Genomic DNA, 15,927 nt, shown 5'->3' with positions numbered 1-15,927 from the left:
ATCCCCGGGGTTGAACGACGTGAATGAACGCGAGTCACGGGGCCGGCCCGGAAGGTGACATCCCGGGTCGCGCGGGTATGCGTGCGGCCGAGCTGGAAAGGGGTCGAGCATGCAGCTGTCCTTCCTGCGCCCGCTCTACGACCGTCCCGGGCCGTGGTGCTCGGTGTATATGGATGCCTCGCGGGACACCCACGACGCACGTCCGCAGGTCGACCTGCGCTGGCGCGCTCTCAAGGGGGACCTGATCGGGCAGGGCGCCGACCCGGCGACGATCGAGGCCGTCGAGGAAGTGGTCCGCCGGCACCAACCGATGCCCGGCGACTACGGCATCGCGGTCTTCGCCACCCACGGCCGGGTGGTGCTCACCGAATACCTCTCCGCACCGCCACTGCGCGACCTGGCCACCTGGTCCGCGCTGCCGCACACCATGCCGCTGGTCGCCCAGCGCGGCGAGCAGATCGCCTGGGTGCGGGTGCTGGCCGACCGGACCGGGGCCGACGCGGTCGCGGTCAGCGCCGGCGGGGTGCCGCGCCGGGCGACGGTGGTCGGGCGGGAGAGCGGGCAGCTGCGCCGAGTGCAGCCGGGCGGCTGGTCGCAGTCCCGCTACCAGCGGGCCGCCATGGAGGCCTGGCACCACAACGCCGGGGACGCCGCGGCGGCCGCCGCCGACCTGGCCGAGCGGGTGGGCGCCGACGTGCTGGTCGTCGCCGGTGACGTCCGGGCCACCGGGATGATCGCGGCGCAGCTGCCCGAGCGCTGGCAGGACGTGCTGGTACGCACCGACGCCGGCTCCCGCGACGCCGGCGCCGACGACACCCTGATGGACGACATCACCGTGCAGACCATCGCCGAGGTCGCCGACCAGCGCATCGCCACCGCGCTGGACCGCTTCGGCGTGCAGGAGGACGTCGGCGCCGGCCTCGACGCGGTGGTCTCCGCCCTGCAACGCGACCAGGTCGACACCATGCTCATCGTCGACGACCCGTCCGCCGACGGCGAGCTGTGGGTCGGGCCGGAACCCACCGAGATCGCCACCGACCCGGGACAGCTGCGGGACATGTCGGTGGCCGACCCGCAGAAGGTACGCGCCGACGCCGCCCTGCTGCGCGCCCTCATCGGCACCGACGCCGAGCTCACCGTGCTCGCGCCGGAGGAGGCGCCGGAACTCACCGACGGGGTCGGCGCGGTGCTGCGCTACGTCGACGCCAGCACGCCCGGGCGGGGCAATGGCTGACCGCACGGTGGCGGACCTGGTCGTCGAACGGCTGCGCGCCTGGCGGGTGCCCCGGGCGTTCGGCTACCCGGGGGCGGCCATCGCCCCCCTGGTCGCCGCGCTCGACGACGCGGGCGGGGATCCGGAGTTCATCCCCGCCCGGCACGAGGAGACCGCCGCGTTCATGGCCACCGGGCACGCCAAGTTCACCGGCGAGATCGGGGTGTGCCTGGCCACCCAGGGGCCGGCCGCGGTACACCTGCTCAACGGCCTCTACGACGCCAAGCTGGACAGCAAGCCGGTAGTGGCGATCGTCGGCGAGGACGTCACGGGGCCGCTCGGCGGGGCGCACGAGGAGATCGGCCTGAGCCGGCTCTTCGGCGACGTCTGCAACCAGTTCGTCCGCTACGGCCGCAGCCCGGACCAGGTGCCGGTCCTGCTGGACCAGGCGTTCCGCACCGCGGCGGCGACCCGCAGCCCGACCTGCGTGGTCCTGCCGCACGCGTTGCAGCTCGCCGCCGTGCCCGACCTGCTGCCGCAGACCGCCGGCGTGATGTCGGCGACCCCGGGCGAGCCGCTGGCCCGCGTGTTGCCGCACGACGCCGACCTGGACGCCGCCGCCTCGCTGCTCGGCACCGGCCAGCGGGTGGCCATCCTGGTCGGTCAGGGCGCGCACGGGGCGGCCGGGGAGGTGATCGCCCTCGCCGATCGGCTCGGCGCGGGCGTGGCCACCTCGCTGCTGGGCAAGCCGGTGCTCGACGAGCGGCTGCCCTTCCACACCGGAGTGCTCGGCGAGGTCGGCACGACCGCCGCCGCGCAGCTCATGGGGGGCTGCGACACCCTGCTCATGGTCGGCACCAACGACCCGTGGACCGACTGGTTCCCGATGCCGGGCCAGGTCCGCACCGTCCAGATCGACATCGACGGCCGGCGGATCGGCACCCGCTATCCGGTGGACGTGCCGCTGGTCGGCGACGCCGCCGAGACGCTGCGCGCGCTGCTGGCCCGGGTCCCGGACCGGCCGAACCCGCAGTGGCGGGGCGTGGTGGAGAGCTCGGTCGACCGGTGGCGGGACGCCGCCGCCGAGCGGGCCGCCGCCCCGGCCGAGCCGGTGAACCCGCAGCTCGTCCTGCACGAACTCTCCGCCCGGCTGCCGCGCACCGGCTCCGTGGCGGTGGACGTCGGTTCCGTCATGTACTGGTACGCCCGGCACCTGCAACTGCCCCCGGGCATCCGGGCCCAGCTGTGCGGCACGCTCGGCTCGATGGGCTGCGCCCTGCCGTACGCGGTGGCCGCGAAGCTGGCCCGGCCCGACGAGCCGGTGATCGCGCTGCTCGGCGACGGCGCCATGCAGCTCAACGGGCTCGCCGAGCTGATCACCGTGGCGCACCACTGGCAGGAGTGGCGCGATCCCCGGCTGGTGGTGCTGGTGTTGAACAACCGGGACCAGTCCGGGATGGGCGGCGGGCGCCCGCCCGGCACGTTCGCGGCCCGGCGGCCCGACGTGCCGTACGCCGGCTGGGCCCGGCTGCTCGGCCTGCACGGGGTGCGGGTGGACCGCCCGGACCTGGTCGGTCCCGCCTGGGACGAGGTGCTCGCCGCGGACCGGCCCAGCGTGCTGGAGGCCGTGGTCGACCCGGCGGTGGCGCTGGACCCGCCCGAGCCGGCCCTGGCCGACCTGCGCGGCCTGTTCGCCGACGGCGACGCGGCCCGGCGGGTGCGGGAGCGGGTGCTGGAGACCGGGACGGCCGTGGAGGCGGAGGACCTGGTCTAGCGGGACCGGACCACCCCTCAGGCCGGCGCCGCCCCCTCACCGGGGGCGGTGCCGGCCGCTGTCTGCCGCCGCCCGGCCGCGCTGCTTTCGCCCCCGTTCCGCCCGCGACGGCCGGGGACGGCGGAAGGGCTCCGGTGCGTGCCGCGCGCGGTGCCGCCGCCCGCCCGCTGATTGGTCCGACCCGTGGGGGGATGCCCCGTTTAGACCCCAGAGGGACGGGAAGCCGGGCCGCGTGGTGAGCGAACGAGGCAAGGTGGGGCCGGGGCGCGAGGTGCCGGTGGGGCCGACGGCGGCCGGCGCCGGGCTGACCGGCGACCGGGTGGTGGCGGCGGGCAGCGCCGCTCGGCTCCTGGTCGCCGTGACGGCCCGGGCGCTGCGCGGAGACGACTGTGGCGACCTCGGTCACCCGGGGCCGCTGTCGCGCTTCACCGGGGCCCCGGAGCCGGTGCGCCGGGCCGCCGCGGCGCGGGCCGCCGGCCGGGCCGCGCTCACCCCCGCCCAGGTCGCCGACCTGGACGCGGAGCGGGTGGCCGGCTGGTTCGTCGACCAGTACCCGACCCGCCGCTGGCCCGGTGCCGTGTTCGGATCCCCGCACGGCGCGGCGGCGCACCTCGCCGTGGCGCTCGGGGTGCCCTGGCTGCCGGCCGGGTTCGAGGTGGCCGCGCACTGGACCCGGGGCGCGGTGGACCGCCCGGACGCCGCCCTCGACCACGGGGCCGCGCTGGCCGGCCGGCTGCTCGCCGCCAACGCCCGGGTGCATGTCCGGCAGGTGCACTGCCCCGCCAGCCGGGGCGCGTCGGCGGGGGCCACGGTGAGCCTCGCGGTGCGCTGGCGGGCGCTGCCCGGGGCGTACGCCCGGTTCCTGGCCGAGGGGCTGGAGCCCGGGGCGCCGGTGCTGCTGCTGCACGACGCGCGCACCTGGCCGGTGCGGGACGAGGGGAGTGGGCACAGCTTCCAGGTCGGCTGCCCGGCCAGCGGCCTGGACCCGGTCGACTTCCACCCGGACGCGCACGCGCTGCGCCAGGTGCTCCGTTCGGCGGGCGGCGACGGGGCGCGCTGGGCGCCGCCGGACGTCACCTCCCCGGCGGCGTTCGCCGAGAACGGCGTGGAGTCCGGTTTCGAGCACGACGCCCGCGAGTGGGGCGGCCGGCACGGGCACCCGCTGCACCGGGTCGTCGTCCCGCAGCCGGACGCGCTGAGCGCGGCCACCGCCGACGTGTACCGGCGCTGGCTGCGCCGGGCCGGCAAGACCGGCGACCGCCTCGTGGTCGAGTGCGGCCGGCTGCTCGACCCGTGGCAGGTGCTCCGGGCGGGCCTGGTGCCCTACTGGTGCGAGAACGCGACCCGCCGCCGGGTGCAGGGGGTGGAGTGGTGGCTCGCCGGCAGCGAGCCGTTCAGCTCGGTGGACGTGCTGCCGGAGCCGCCCGGGGTCCGCTCGCCCGCCCTCGCGGCGCTGCCCCAGTGGCTCGCGGTGGCCGGGTTCGGGCGCCGCCGGCGCGCCCTCGACCGGGGCTCCGCGCGCGGCTACCCGGTCACCGCGGTGCCCACCCGCCGTGCCACGGAGGTGTTGCGCAACCAGCCGTACGACCTGCCCGTGCCGCCGCCGCTGCGGATGGCCGAGGCCCTCACCGCGTTGCGCGACGCGGGCGCCCACCAGGGGCTTCTGGTCTCCTGAGGCCGGCCGTCGGCGGGTCGCCGACCAACCTGGCGAAACATCCTCGCGATCCTGCGGACCGTGATTGAGTACCTACGGAGCGGGAACACCGCTCGCCGCGAGACGGCCCACGACGCCGTGCGGCGGGCGGCCGCCGCTTCCGGCGTTCCGTCACGTAACCCAACTTCCGGCCCGGTGCGTGGCCCGACCACGCGCACGACCGGTTCCGATCCGGGCGGGGGACCTTCCTGAGGGAGGCGCGGATGTTCGGACAGACCACCACACCCACACCACCACCGACCGAACGGGGCCTGGAGGACCTCGACGCGGCGGCGCTGGCGTACGCGGCACGGATCGCCGGCCTGCCACCCGAGCGGCGGCAGGAGGCACGGGACGACCTGGTGCGCTTCGCGCTGCCCTTCGCCGGGCGGCTGGCCCGCCGCTACCGGGGCCGCGGGGAACCGCTGGAGGACCTGGAGCAGGTGGCCCGCCTGGGCCTGGTGAACGCCGTCGACCGGTACGACCCGGAGCGGGGCTCGTTCACCGCGTACGCGGCGATCACCATCGTCGGTGAGATCAAACGGCACTTCCGGGACCGCACCTGGGGTGTGCACGTGCCGCGCCGGCTGCGCGACCTGATCCTGGAGGTCGGGCAGGCGACGGCGGCGCTGACCAGCGAGCTGTCCCGGGCGCCCACGGTCGCCGAGCTGGCCGAGCGGCTGGAGACGCCGGAGGAGGAGATCCTCGCGGCGCTGGAGTCGGCCGCCGGCTACAGCCCGGCCTCGCTCAACGCGCCGGTCGGTGGGGAGAGCTCCGCCGAGTTCGGCGATCTGGTCGGCGAGTCGGACAACGCCCTGGAGTCGGTCGACGACCGGGTCACCGTCAGCGGCCTGCTGCACCGGCTGCCGTGGCGCGAGCGGCGGATCCTCGCCATGCGCTTCTACGGCAACCAGACGCAGGCGGAGATCGCGGCCCGGTTCGGCATCTCGCAGATGCACGTGTCCCGGCTGCTCTCCCGGGCGCTGACCTGGCTGCGCCAGGCGATGCTCGCGGACGCCGCGCCACCCTGGCAGAACGGCGCGGCCGAGTCCGAGCCGGCCAAGGCGCGGATCTCGGTGAAGCAGAACGGCGACCGGGTGGTCGTCGAGGTCGGGGGAGAGGTCGACCGCGACGGCGCGGACCGGCTCCGCAAGGCCATGCTGGAGGCGGTCACCGGGCAGCCCCGCGAGGTGGTGGTCGACCTGGTGGGCGCGGGCGGCTTCGACGCGGGCGGGATCGCCGCGCTGATGGCCGGCCGGGACGCCGCCGCCCGCACCGGGGTGCCGCTGCGGCTGACCCGGGTGCAGCCCGCGGTGCGCCGCTCCCTCGCCGCGGCCGGCCTGCCCGCCGCCGACTGACCGATCAGGACCGCGCCGGCTCCCCTCCACGGGGGCCGGCGCGGTGCCGTGCTCGTCCGGTCAGTTCTCCGGGGTGTCCCCGCGTCCGCGGGGGTGTTCCCAGCGGGGGTTCGACCGCTTGCTGCGCTGCGGACCCAACTGGGTCTCCTCCGGCTCGTCGGTCTCGTTGAAGCTGGGCCGGCGCACCTCCTCCGGCTCCGGCACCTCGACCGGGCGGGCGCCGGACTGCGGCGCGGGGTGGTACTCGACGGCCTCGCGGGCGCCGTGCGCGCCCTCGGCGGCCGGTGACTCCGGGCTGTACGGCACGTGGCGCAACTCCTCGGTGAAGTGCTGGGGCGGCTTGGTGGTGCGCTGCGGCAGGTCGCGGCCCAGGTCGGCGACGAGCGGACCGTACTTGGCGTCGAAGGCCGGCCGCTCGGAGCGGATCCGCGGCATCCGGTCGAAGTTGCGCAGCGGGGGCGGGCAGGTGGTGGCCCACTCGAGGGAGTTGCCGAAGCCCCACGGGTCGTCCACCGTCACCATGGCGCCGTAGCGCCACGACTTCCAGATGTTCCAGATCACGAAGAGGGTCGACGCGCCGAGCAGGAAGGAGCCGAGGGTGGAGATCACGTTGAGCGTGGTGAACCCGTCGCCGGGCAGGTAGTCGGCGTACCGGCGGGGCATGCCCTCGGCGCCGAGCCAGTGCTGCACGAGGAAGGTGGCGTGGAAGCCGATGAACATGGTCCAGAAGTGCATCTTCCCCAGGCGCTCGTTGAGCAGCCGCCCGGTCATCTTCGGGAACCAGAAGTAGAGCCCGCCGAACGCGGCGAAGACGATGGTGCCGAAGAGGACGTAGTGGAAGTGGGCCACCACGAAGTAGGTGTCGTGCAGGTGGAAGTCGGCCGGCGGGCTGGCCAGCAGCACGCCGGTGAGGCCGCCGAACAGGAACGTGACCAGGAAGCCGATGGCGAACAGCATCGGCGTCTCGAAGGTGATCTGGCCCTTCCACATGGTGCCGATCCAGTTGAAGAACTTCACGCCCGTCGGCACCGCGATGAGGTAGCTGAGGATGCTGAAGAACGGCAGCAGCACCTGGCCGGTGGCGAACATGTGGTGCGCCCAGACGGTCATCGACAGCACGGTGATCGCGATGGTGGCGAGCACCAGACCGGTGTAGCCGAAGATCGGTTTCCGGGAGAAGACCGGGATGATCTCGGTGATGATGCCGAAGAACGGCAGCGCGACGATGTAGACCTCGGGATGGCCGAAGAACCAGAACAGGTGCTGCCAGAGCATCGGCCCGCCGGTGGTCGGGTCGTAGACGTGCGCGTGCAGGATCCGGTCGGCGGCCAGCGCGAACAGCGCGGCGGCCAGCAGCGGGAAGACCAGGATCACCATGACGCTGGTGAGCAGCAGGTTCCAGGTGAAGATCGGCATCCGGAACAGCGTCATGCCGGGCGCGCGCAGGGTGATGATCGTGGTGATCAGGTTGACCGCGCCGAGGATGGTGCCCAGGCCGGAGAGCGCCAGGCCGACCACCCACATGTTCCCGCCGACGCCCGGGCTGTGCTGCGCGGTGCTGAGCGGGGTGTACGCGGTCCAGCCGAAGTCCGCGGCGCCCTGCGGGGTGATGAACCCGCCGAGGACGATCAGGCCCCCGAAGAAGTAGAGCCAGTACGCGAAGGCGTTGAGCCGGGGAAACGCCACGTCCGGCGCGCCGATCTGCAACGGCACGATGTAGTTGCCGAACCCGAACACCATGGGCGTCGCGAACAGCAGCAGCATGATCGTGCCGTGCATGGTGAACAGCTGGTTGTACTGCTCCGGGGATAGGAACTGCATCCCGGGCTGGCCCAGCTCCGCCCGCATGAGCATCGCCATGATCCCGCCGACGACGAACCACGCGAAGGCGGTGCCCAGGTAGAGCAGGCCGATGAGCTTCGCGTCGGTGGTGCGCAGCAGCCGCCACAGGGAGTTGCCCTTGACCGCCTCCTGGACCGGGCCGGGATAGCCGCCGAACCGGGCCGGTGCGAGGATCGCCGGTCCCCGGTCTCGCGGCTCCCTGACTACCTGGTTAGGCATGGCTTCTCACCCCGTGTGACGACACAGGACGGGCACGAGTACCCGACCCTCTGCCCATCAAAGCAGGCGAGAGCGGAGAATTCGGTCAGTTCGCCGGTAGCATGGCCCAGACCACCTTGCCCGTGCCCGCCGGGGTGCTGCCCCAGCGCTGGGTCAGCTCGTGGACCAGCATGAGCCCGCGTCCGCCCTCGGCCCGCAGGTCGTGGTCGGTCGCCGCCCGCGGGTCGTCCGGGCTGCCGTCCATGACCGCCACCCGCAGGTACGGCCGGCGCAGGGTCAGCGTCACCTGCATCGGGGTGCCGGCGTGCCGGACGACGTTGCCGACCAGCTCGCTGAGGACCAGCGACGCGGGGCCCGCCAGCTCCGGGATGTTCCACCGGCCGCACGCGTCGGTGACCAGCTCGCGGGCCCGGCGGCAGGCGCCGGCCACCGGCTCCAGCCGGGCGCGCAGCCGCGGGGCCGCCACCGCCCCGGCCAGGGCCGCCGCCTCCGCGCAGTCGCGGCGGACCGGCACCACCCGGCAGGCGGTCGTCTCGGCGAGCCAGGTGGCCGCCTCCCGCGGCGGGGCGGACAGCACCATCGGCACGGCCGGCCAGTCGGCGGCCCGGCGGGCCGCGGCGGCGAAGACGGACAGCGCGAGCGGGTCGGTGACGTCGAGCTTCTCCAGGTCGACCACGAGAGCGTCCGGCTGCGTGGCGAGGCACCGCTCCAGGACCGTGTGCACGGAGCGCATCGTGCTCAGGTCGAGCGCGCCGGCCAGCCGTACGACGGTGACCGGCGTCTCGTCGCGGACCTCGCACCTGATCCGGGTCGACATCCAGGCCCTCGTTTCCATCTCGTCGGGACCCGGGAAATACCCGCGCCCGGGGCGGGTGAAACCGGACATCGGGCCCCGGCCGGCCTGCTCAGCGCCGGTTTCCACCCCGCGTGGTGAGCAGCCCGAGGGCGATCATGCCGACCCCCAGCAGGAAGTGCAGCCAGTTGTCCGCGCCGTTGAGCGGGATGAAGTTCGCGCCGCTGTCGTGGTCGACCACCACGCCGTACAGCCACAGCACGAGGTAGATGGCGCCACCGCCGACCAGGAACGTCCGGGCCCCGGAGATCGTCCGGGCCAGCAGCAGGCCGGCGACGCCGAACACCAGGTGCACGATGTTGTGCAGCACCGACACCTGGAACAGCCCGAGCAGCTTCGCCTCGGAGTCGTGCCCGGCGAACTTCAGGTCGCCGTAGTGGGTGGTGATGCCCGGGATGAAGCCCAGCACGCCGATCACCAGGAAGATCACGCCGACCGTCGCCGCGGCCCGGCGTACCGGCGCCCGGCCGTCGGCCGGGTTGCGGCGCCCACGGGAGTGGGCCATCGAGTTCGTCATGCCGGCCTCCTCGCCAGACAAAGGGACCGGGCGGCTTTCCCGGACACACCGGGGGCAAACGCCCCGCAACGCGAACCGTCGGTTCAGGCCGGCTGCAACGACCGGGCGGCGAGCCGGCGGACCCGCTGGTACAGCTCCACGTACCGCTGGGCCATCAGCTCCGGGGTGAACCGGACGGCCGCCTCACGCCGGCACTCGTCCTCGTCGAGCAGCCCGGCGGCCAGCACCAGGTCACCCAGCTCCTCCTCGTCGGCGGTGAGCAGCCCGGTGCGGCCGTGCTCGACCAGCTCCGGCAGGCAGCCCCGGGCGGTCGCCACCACCGGCGTGCCGAGCGCGAGCGACTCGACCACCGCGGTGCCGCCGGGCTCCTCCCACCGCAGCGGGAACAGCGAGGCCAGTGCCCCGGCCACCAGGTCGTCGCGCTCCCGCCCGGCGACCGTGCCCACCCACCGCACCAGGTCGCCGTCGACGTGCGGGGCCACGTGGTCGTGGAAGAACCGGACGTCCGGGTTCTGCCGGGCCTCGTCGCCCGCCGCCGCCAGCTCCTCGGGCCGGTGGTACGGCCCGACGGGCCCCGCCAGCACCAGTGGGAAGCCGACCTGCCGGGCCAGCCGGGCGCCCAGGTCCTGCCCCTTGCCCGGGTTGATCCGGCCCAGGATCACCACGTGCTCACCCTTGGCCACCGCCGGCCGGCGGTCCGCGTCGACGGCCAGCGGGGTGGAGAGGTGCACGTGGCCGACCGAGTGCTCCCGGAGGGCGCGCGGCGCGCGGGCGAGCTGCGCGGCGGAGACGCCGTTGACGTGCACCCGGCCACCGCCGTCGATGTTGCCGTACAGCTCCGGGTGCTTGGCCAGGTCCCAGTGCAGGGTGTGCAGTGCGGGCGGGGCGTCCGGGCCCAGCGCCGCCATGGTGGCCAGCCCGACCGCCTCCACGTGGTCGTGCACCAGGTCGATGTCGGCGCGGGCGCGCAGCGCGCGGACCACCCCGTGCAGGTGAGCCTGGGCCACCCCGCAGACCTGGTTGTACGGCCGTTGCAGGGCGTGGAACTGCCCGTCCGGGAAGACCGAGATCCGCTCGTCGACCGGCAGTGTGCTGCTCTCCACCGAGGCGAGCACCACCCGCACGCCGAGCCGCCGCAGCTCCGGGACCAGCGTGGCGACGACGTTCTCGATCCCGCCGTAGCCGGGCGGCGGCACGGACAGCCAGGGACCGGCGTTCATCAGGACGGTGAGGGTCATGGTGCGCGGTCCCTTCCTCGGGGGGCGCTCACCGGTTCACGCCGCGACGCGTCGCCGCGGCACCCGGTGTCGCAGTTGTGCCAGCGGCGGCCGTTCCTCGATCGAGACGTCGCTGACCATGATCTCGCGGTCCAGGTGGGGCAGCGCCTCCGAGCCGCCCCGCCGGAACTGGGTCAGCAGGGCGGTCGGCTCCAGGCCGGGCACCGCCCAGCCGCGGCGCTGCAACCGGGACCAGGCGGTCAGCAGGATCTGCGCCGACATCCGGCCGAGCGCGGCGGTGTCCTGGTGGCGGTGCTTGCGCTCGCCCAGGTCCACCTGGGCCAGCGCGTCCAGCCCCACCAGCTCCAGCAGGTCGATGAGCATGGCCGTCTCCACGCCGTAGCCGGAGACGAACGGCACCTGTGCCAGCACCTCGCGGCGGCCCGCGTACTCGCCCGCAAGGGGCTGCACGAAGCCGGCCAGCTCCGGCCAGAACAGGTTCAGCAGCGGCCGGGCCATCAGCTCGGTCACCCGGCCTCCGCCGTCGGCCTCCACCCCGCTGGTCCGGACCAGGGGCCGGTGGTAGAAGCCCTTCACGAAGTCGACCGACGGGTCGGTGAGCAGCGGCCCGACCAGCCCGGTGACGAAGTGCGGCCGGAACTCCCGCAGGTCGGCGTCGACGAACGCGACCACGTCGCCCTCCGCCGCCGCCAGCCCGGCCCAGAGCGCGTCCCCCTTGCCGCTGAGCCGGGGCAGCCCCCGCGTCATGGCGTCCTGGCTGACCACCTCGGCGCCGGCGGCCCGGGCCACCTGCGCGGTGCGGTCGGTGGACCGCGAGTCCACCACGATCAGCTCGTCGACCAGCGGCACCCGGTCCATCAGGTGCCGGCGGATCGTCGAGACGATCGGCCCGACGGTCTCCTCCTCGTTGCGGGCCGGCAGCACCACGCTGACCCGGCTCGCGCCCTTGGCCCGCAGCAGCCGACGCGCCGGCCAGTCGTCGGCGGACGTGGTGCGGTACGTGGCCCAGGCCTCCACCACAGGTGAGACGGTCGACGCTGTATCCGACACAGGCACGCTCCCAGGTCGTGGCGGATCCACGGGCCCCTGGTTTGCCCACTCCGCCGCCCGTGCTAACCGGATCATGCCGAATACCCGATCACCAAGCTGGGTCCGGGCGGTTCCCGGCGGGTGAACGTTTGATTGCGCGTCCGGTACACGTTTGGCCACGCGGCCCCGCGGGGAGTGTCTCGACGGTCCGTCTTCACCGTGGAAGGGTCGGGAGCATGCATGTCTGCCGAGTGGGACTCGTCGGAGCCGGCGGGGTGGCCCAGCGCCACGTCCGGGTGCTGACCGGCTTCGAGGACGTGGAACTGCTCGGCGTGACCGATGTCGCCCCCGAGGCGGCGGCGGCCCTCGCCGGCGCGCACGACGCGCGGACCTTCCGCGACGTGGACGACCTGCTCGCCGCCGGCCCGGACGCGGTCTACGTCTGCGTGCCGCCGTTCGCGCACGGCCCGGTTGAGGAGGCGGTGATCGCCGCGGGCGTGCCGATGTTCGTGGAGAAGCCGGTGGCGGTGGACCTGGAGACCGCGGAGCGGGTCGCCGCGCTGGTCGAGCGGCGCGGCCTGCTCACCGCCGTCGGCCACCACTGGCGCTACCTGCACGTGGTGGAGGAGGCCCGGCAACTGCTCGCCGACCGGCCGGTGCGGATGGTCAACGGGGCCTGGTTGGACAAGGTGCCACCGGTCGCCTGGTGGGCCCGGCGGGACCGCTCCGGTGGACCGGTCGTCGAACAGGCCGCGCACGTGCTGGACCTGGTCCGGCTGCTGGTGGGCGAGGCGACCGAGGTGACCGCGTACGGCGACGGCAGCCCACCGCCGGTCGAGGGCGCGGACATCGACTCGGTCACGGCGGCCACCCTGCGCTTCGCCTCCGGCGCGGTCGGTACCCTCGCGGCGGCCTGTGTGCTCGGCTGGAAGCACCGGGCCGGCCTGGAGATCCTCGCCGACGGGCTGGCCCTGTCGCTGGCCGAGGACGGCCTGACCGTCTGCGACGCCGACGGCGAGCGGCGCCTGCCCGCCGACCCGGACGGCGCCCGGGTGGCCGTCGACCGGGCCTTCGTCGACGCGGTGCGGGGGATCGGCGACGACGTGCGGGTCCCGTACGCCGAGGCGCTGCGCACCCAGCGGCTCGCCCTGGCGGTGGCCGAGTCGGCGCGCACCGGGCGGGCGGTGGCGCTGCCGACCGGGCCGGCCGCGCGGCTCACCGCCGCGGTCGCCGACGCGACCCCGGCCGGGCCGACGGAGGTGACCGTCGATGCGTGACCGGGTGGTGGTGGTCAGCGGGCCGGGCCGGGTCGAGCTGGTCGAACAGGACGCGGCCGAGTTGCGCGAGGGCACCTTCCGGGTGGAGACCCTCTTCAGCGGGGTCTCCGCCGGCACCGAACTGAGCTACGTCAAGGGCACGAACCCCTACCTGCACGTCACCTGGAACGCCGGCCTCGGACTGTTCCAGCCCGGCGAGGCCAGCACGCCGTACCCGGTCACCCGGCTCGGCTACATGCAGGTCGGCCGGGTGGTGGAGAGCCGCACCCCGGCGGTCGCCGTGGGCACGGTCGGCGCCATGACGTACGGCCACCGCAGCGGTCACGTCGCCGACCCGGTCGCCGAGCGTTTCGTGCCGCTGCCCGAGGACCTCGACCCGCTGCTCGGCGTCTACGTCGCGCACATGGGCCCGATCTGCGCCAACGGCCTGCTGCACGCCGCCGCCGACCTGTGCGGAAGCGACGTCCGCTCGCTCGGCGACGGGGTGCGCGGGCGTCGGGTGGCGGTGGTCGGCAGCGGGGTTGTCGCGCTGCTCACCGCGCTGTTCGCCCGCCGGCACGGTGCCACCTCCGTGGTGGTCATCGACCCCACCCCGGCCCGTCGGGAGGTGGCCGAGGCGCTCGGCCTGGAGACCCTCGACCCGGCGGCGGACGACCCGGCCGTGGTGCTCAAGACCCGCTGGAACCACGCCGCCGGCGACCGGGGCGCGGACGTGGTCTTCCAGTGCCGGGGCCAGGACTGGGCGCTCCAGCTCGCGCTGCGCCTGCTGCGCCCCCAGGGCACCGTGATCGACCTGGCGTTCTACCAGGACGGCGCCGACGCGGTCCGGCTCGGGGAGGAGTTCCACCACAACGGGCTGTCGCTGCGCTGCGCGCAGATCGGCCGGGTGCCGCGCGGGCTGGCGCCGACCTGGGACCGTGAGCGGCTCTCCGCGGAGACGATCGAGCTGGTGCGCCAGTACGGCGACCTGATCCGCAAGCATCTCGTCTCCGCCGTGGTGCCGCTGGAGGAGGCGCCGGCGCTGCTCACCGACCTGGCGCAGCGGCGGCGCTCCGAGCTGCAGGTGGTACTCACCGGCTGAACCCGGGCCGGCCCCGTTACGGTGCTGCCATGACGACCGACGCCGGCCGCCCGCCGGGGCTCGCCGCCCTGCTGCCGTACCTGCGCGCCCACCGCGGCACCCTGGTGGCGGTGGGCGCGCTGTCGTTCACCGGCGCCGGGGCGGCGCTGGCCCAGCCCCTGCTCACCCGGAGTGTGCTCGACCGGATCACCGCGGGCCGCCCGGCCACGGCGCTGGTCGCCGTCCTGGTGGCTCTCGTCGTGGTCGGCGCGCTGCTCGGCGGGCTCCGCGACTTCCTGCTCCAGCGGACCGCCGAGGGGCTCGTGCTGGGCACCCGGCGACGGCTCGCCGGGCACGTGCTGCGGCTGCCGATCGCCGAGTACGACCGGCGCCGCACGGGCGACCTGCTCTCCCGGGTCGGCGCGGACACCACGCTGCTGCGGGCGGTGGTCACCTCCGGCCTCTTCGAGACCGTCACCGGGGCGGTCATGGTGCTCGGCGCCGGCACCGCCATGCTGCTGCTGGACCCGCTGCTGTTCGGGGTGACCCTGGCCGCCGTCGCGGTCGGCGTCGGCTTCGCGCTCACGGTCGCCCGGCGGGTCCGGGGCCTGGCCCGCCAGGCCCAGGAACGGGTCGGCGAGATGACCTCCGCCGTCGAACGGGCCATCTCCGCGGCCCGGACCATCCGGGCCAGCCGCGCCGAGCGGCGGGAGACGGCGACCGTGGTGTCGAGCGCGACCGAGGCGTACGCGGCCGGGCTGCGGGTGGCCCGGGCCCAGGCGGTGGTGGGTCCGGCCAGCACGGTCACCGTCCAGGGCGCCTTCCTGCTGGTGCTGGCCGTGGGCGGGGCCCGGGTGGCGTCCGGGGCGATCGGCGTGGGCGACCTGGTGGCCTTCGTGATGTTCCTGTTCTTCCTGGTGCTGCCGTTGGGGCAGGCGGTGCACGCGTACACCCAGTTGCAGACCGGGCTCGGCGCCCTGGCCCGGATCGAGGAGATCCTCGCCGTGCCGGGGGAGGGGGCGGACGAGCGGCCCGCGCCGGTCACCGCCCGGCCCGTCGCGACCGGGCCGGCGGCGGTCGAGTTCGACCGGGTCGGCTTCGGCTACCCGGGCGGCCCGCCGGTGCTGCACGAGGTGAGTTTCACCGTGCCGGCCGGCACCCGCACCGCCCTGGTCGGCCCGTCGGGCGCCGGCAAGTCGACCCTGCTCGCCCTGGTCGAGCGCTTCTACGAGGTGACCGGGGGCACCCTGCGCCTGGACGGGGTCGACGTGCGCGACCTGCCCCGGGACGCGCTGCGGGCCCGGCTGGGCTACGTGGAGCAGGAGGCGCCGGTGCTCGCCGGCACGCTCCGGGACAACCTGCTGATCACCGCGCCGGACGCGGGCGACGACCGGCTGCGCGCGGTGCTCGACGAGGTCAACCTCGGGCACCTGGCTGAGCGGACCGCCGACGGGCTGGACGTGCAGGTCGGCGAGGGCGGCGTGCTGCTCTCCGGCGGGGAGCGGCAGCGGCTGGCGATCGCCCGGGCGCTGCTGGCCGGGCCACCGGTGCTGCTGCTCGACGAGCCGACCAGCAACCTCGACGCCCGCAACGAGGCGGCCCTGCGCCGGGCCATCGACGCCGTCGCGGTGCGCCGTACCCTGCTGATCGTGGCGCACCGCCTCTCCACCGTGGTGGACGCCGACCAGATCGTGGTGCTGGACGCCGGCCGGGTGGTCGCCGTCGGCACCCACGACGAGCTGACCTCGACCAGCCCGCTCTACCGCGAGCTGGCCACCCACCAGCTCCTCGTCGGTTGAGCGGGCGAAGCGCCCTGACCTGCGGAAACAACCCCGAATCCGGACACCGCCCGGC

Annotated in this window: 12 protein-coding genes; 7 read left to right on the top strand and 5 right to left on the bottom strand. The window is 74.9% G+C overall.

All coding sequences use genetic code 11. The features are described from left to right. Positions 1–109: 109 nt before the first annotated feature. From ABZS80_RS20195 to ABZS80_RS20180, 4 genes are all read left to right on the top strand, one after another. A complete protein-coding gene (locus ABZS80_RS20195; protein ID WP_355057872.1) occupies positions 110–1,234 on the top strand; it encodes a Vms1/Ankzf1 family peptidyl-tRNA hydrolase in 1,125 nt (374 codons plus the stop codon). Then, positions 1,227–2,987 (top strand): thiamine pyrophosphate-binding protein, encoded by a 1,761-nt coding sequence (locus ABZS80_RS20190; RefSeq protein ID WP_355057870.1) that lies wholly within the window; start codon positions 1,227–1,229, stop codon positions 2,985–2,987. Before ABZS80_RS20195 ends, ABZS80_RS20190 begins: the two co-directional genes overlap by 8 nt. Positions 2,988–3,264: 277 nt before the next feature. Continuing rightward, positions 3,265–4,662 carry a hypothetical protein gene (locus tag ABZS80_RS20185; RefSeq protein ID WP_355058000.1) on the top strand — a complete coding sequence of 466 codons (1,398 nt, stop codon included), beginning with the start codon at positions 3,265–3,267 and terminating at the stop codon, positions 4,660–4,662. A 242-nt stretch (positions 4,663–4,904) separates the two neighbouring features. Further along, positions 4,905–6,038, top strand: coding sequence for a SigB/SigF/SigG family RNA polymerase sigma factor (locus tag ABZS80_RS20180; RefSeq protein ID WP_355057868.1), 1,134 nt, complete (start codon positions 4,905–4,907; stop codon positions 6,036–6,038). 60 nt (positions 6,039–6,098) lie between these two features. On the opposite strand, the gene ctaD is transcribed toward ABZS80_RS20180, so the two are convergent. The 5 genes from ctaD to ABZS80_RS20155 all read right to left on the bottom strand — a co-directional run bounded on the left by ctaD (position 6,099) and on the right by ABZS80_RS20155 (position 11,724). Then, the gene (gene ctaD, locus ABZS80_RS20175) at positions 6,099–8,099 is read right to left on the bottom strand and encodes a cytochrome c oxidase subunit I (RefSeq protein ID WP_355057866.1); all 2,001 of its coding nucleotides are present in this window, start codon (positions 8,097–8,099) and stop codon (positions 6,099–6,101) included. 85 nt (positions 8,100–8,184) lie between these two features. Then, positions 8,185–8,916: an ATP-binding protein gene (locus ABZS80_RS20170; RefSeq protein WP_355057864.1), complete on the bottom strand. Its 732-nt coding sequence runs from the start codon at positions 8,914–8,916 to the stop codon at positions 8,185–8,187. A gap of 88 nt (positions 8,917–9,004) precedes the next feature. Then, on the bottom strand, positions 9,005–9,469 hold the full coding sequence (locus ABZS80_RS20165; protein ID WP_355057863.1) for a DUF4383 domain-containing protein: 465 nt from the start codon (positions 9,467–9,469) through the stop codon (positions 9,005–9,007). A gap of 83 nt (positions 9,470–9,552) precedes the next feature. Further along, a complete protein-coding gene (locus tag ABZS80_RS20160; protein ID WP_355057861.1) occupies positions 9,553–10,707 on the bottom strand; it encodes a glycosyltransferase in 1,155 nt (384 codons plus the stop codon). A gap of 36 nt (positions 10,708–10,743) precedes the next feature. After that, positions 10,744–11,724, bottom strand: a complete 981-nt coding sequence (locus ABZS80_RS20155; protein WP_355057998.1) for a glucosyl-3-phosphoglycerate synthase — start codon at positions 11,722–11,724, stop codon at positions 10,744–10,746. Between the two features lie 248 nt (positions 11,725–11,972). On the opposite strand from ABZS80_RS20155, the gene ABZS80_RS20150 reads away from it, so the two are divergent. Genes ABZS80_RS20150 through ABZS80_RS20140 form a run of 3 tightly spaced genes read left to right on the top strand, consistent with a single transcriptional unit; the run spans position 11,973 to position 15,872 of the window. Next, positions 11,973–13,013: a Gfo/Idh/MocA family oxidoreductase gene (locus tag ABZS80_RS20150; protein ID WP_355057859.1), complete on the top strand. Its 1,041-nt coding sequence runs from the start codon at positions 11,973–11,975 to the stop codon at positions 13,011–13,013. Continuing rightward, a complete protein-coding gene (locus ABZS80_RS20145; protein WP_355057857.1) occupies positions 13,006–14,094 on the top strand; it encodes a zinc-binding dehydrogenase in 1,089 nt (362 codons plus the stop codon). The genes ABZS80_RS20150 and ABZS80_RS20145 overlap by 8 nt, the downstream gene beginning before the upstream one ends. A 29-nt stretch (positions 14,095–14,123) precedes the next feature. Beyond that, the gene (locus tag ABZS80_RS20140; protein WP_355057855.1) at positions 14,124–15,872 is read left to right on the top strand and encodes an ABC transporter ATP-binding protein; all 1,749 of its coding nucleotides are present in this window, start codon (positions 14,124–14,126) and stop codon (positions 15,870–15,872) included. The last annotated feature ends 55 nt before the right edge of the window (positions 15,873–15,927 follow it).

It is taken from the genome of Micromonospora sp. NPDC005305 (genome assembly GCF_040607315.1).
Classification (GTDB): Bacteria; Actinomycetota; Actinomycetes; order Mycobacteriales; family Micromonosporaceae; genus Micromonospora.
Note: the sequence above shows the minus strand (reverse complement) of the source record. Positions and strands in the feature narration are given on the sequence as shown.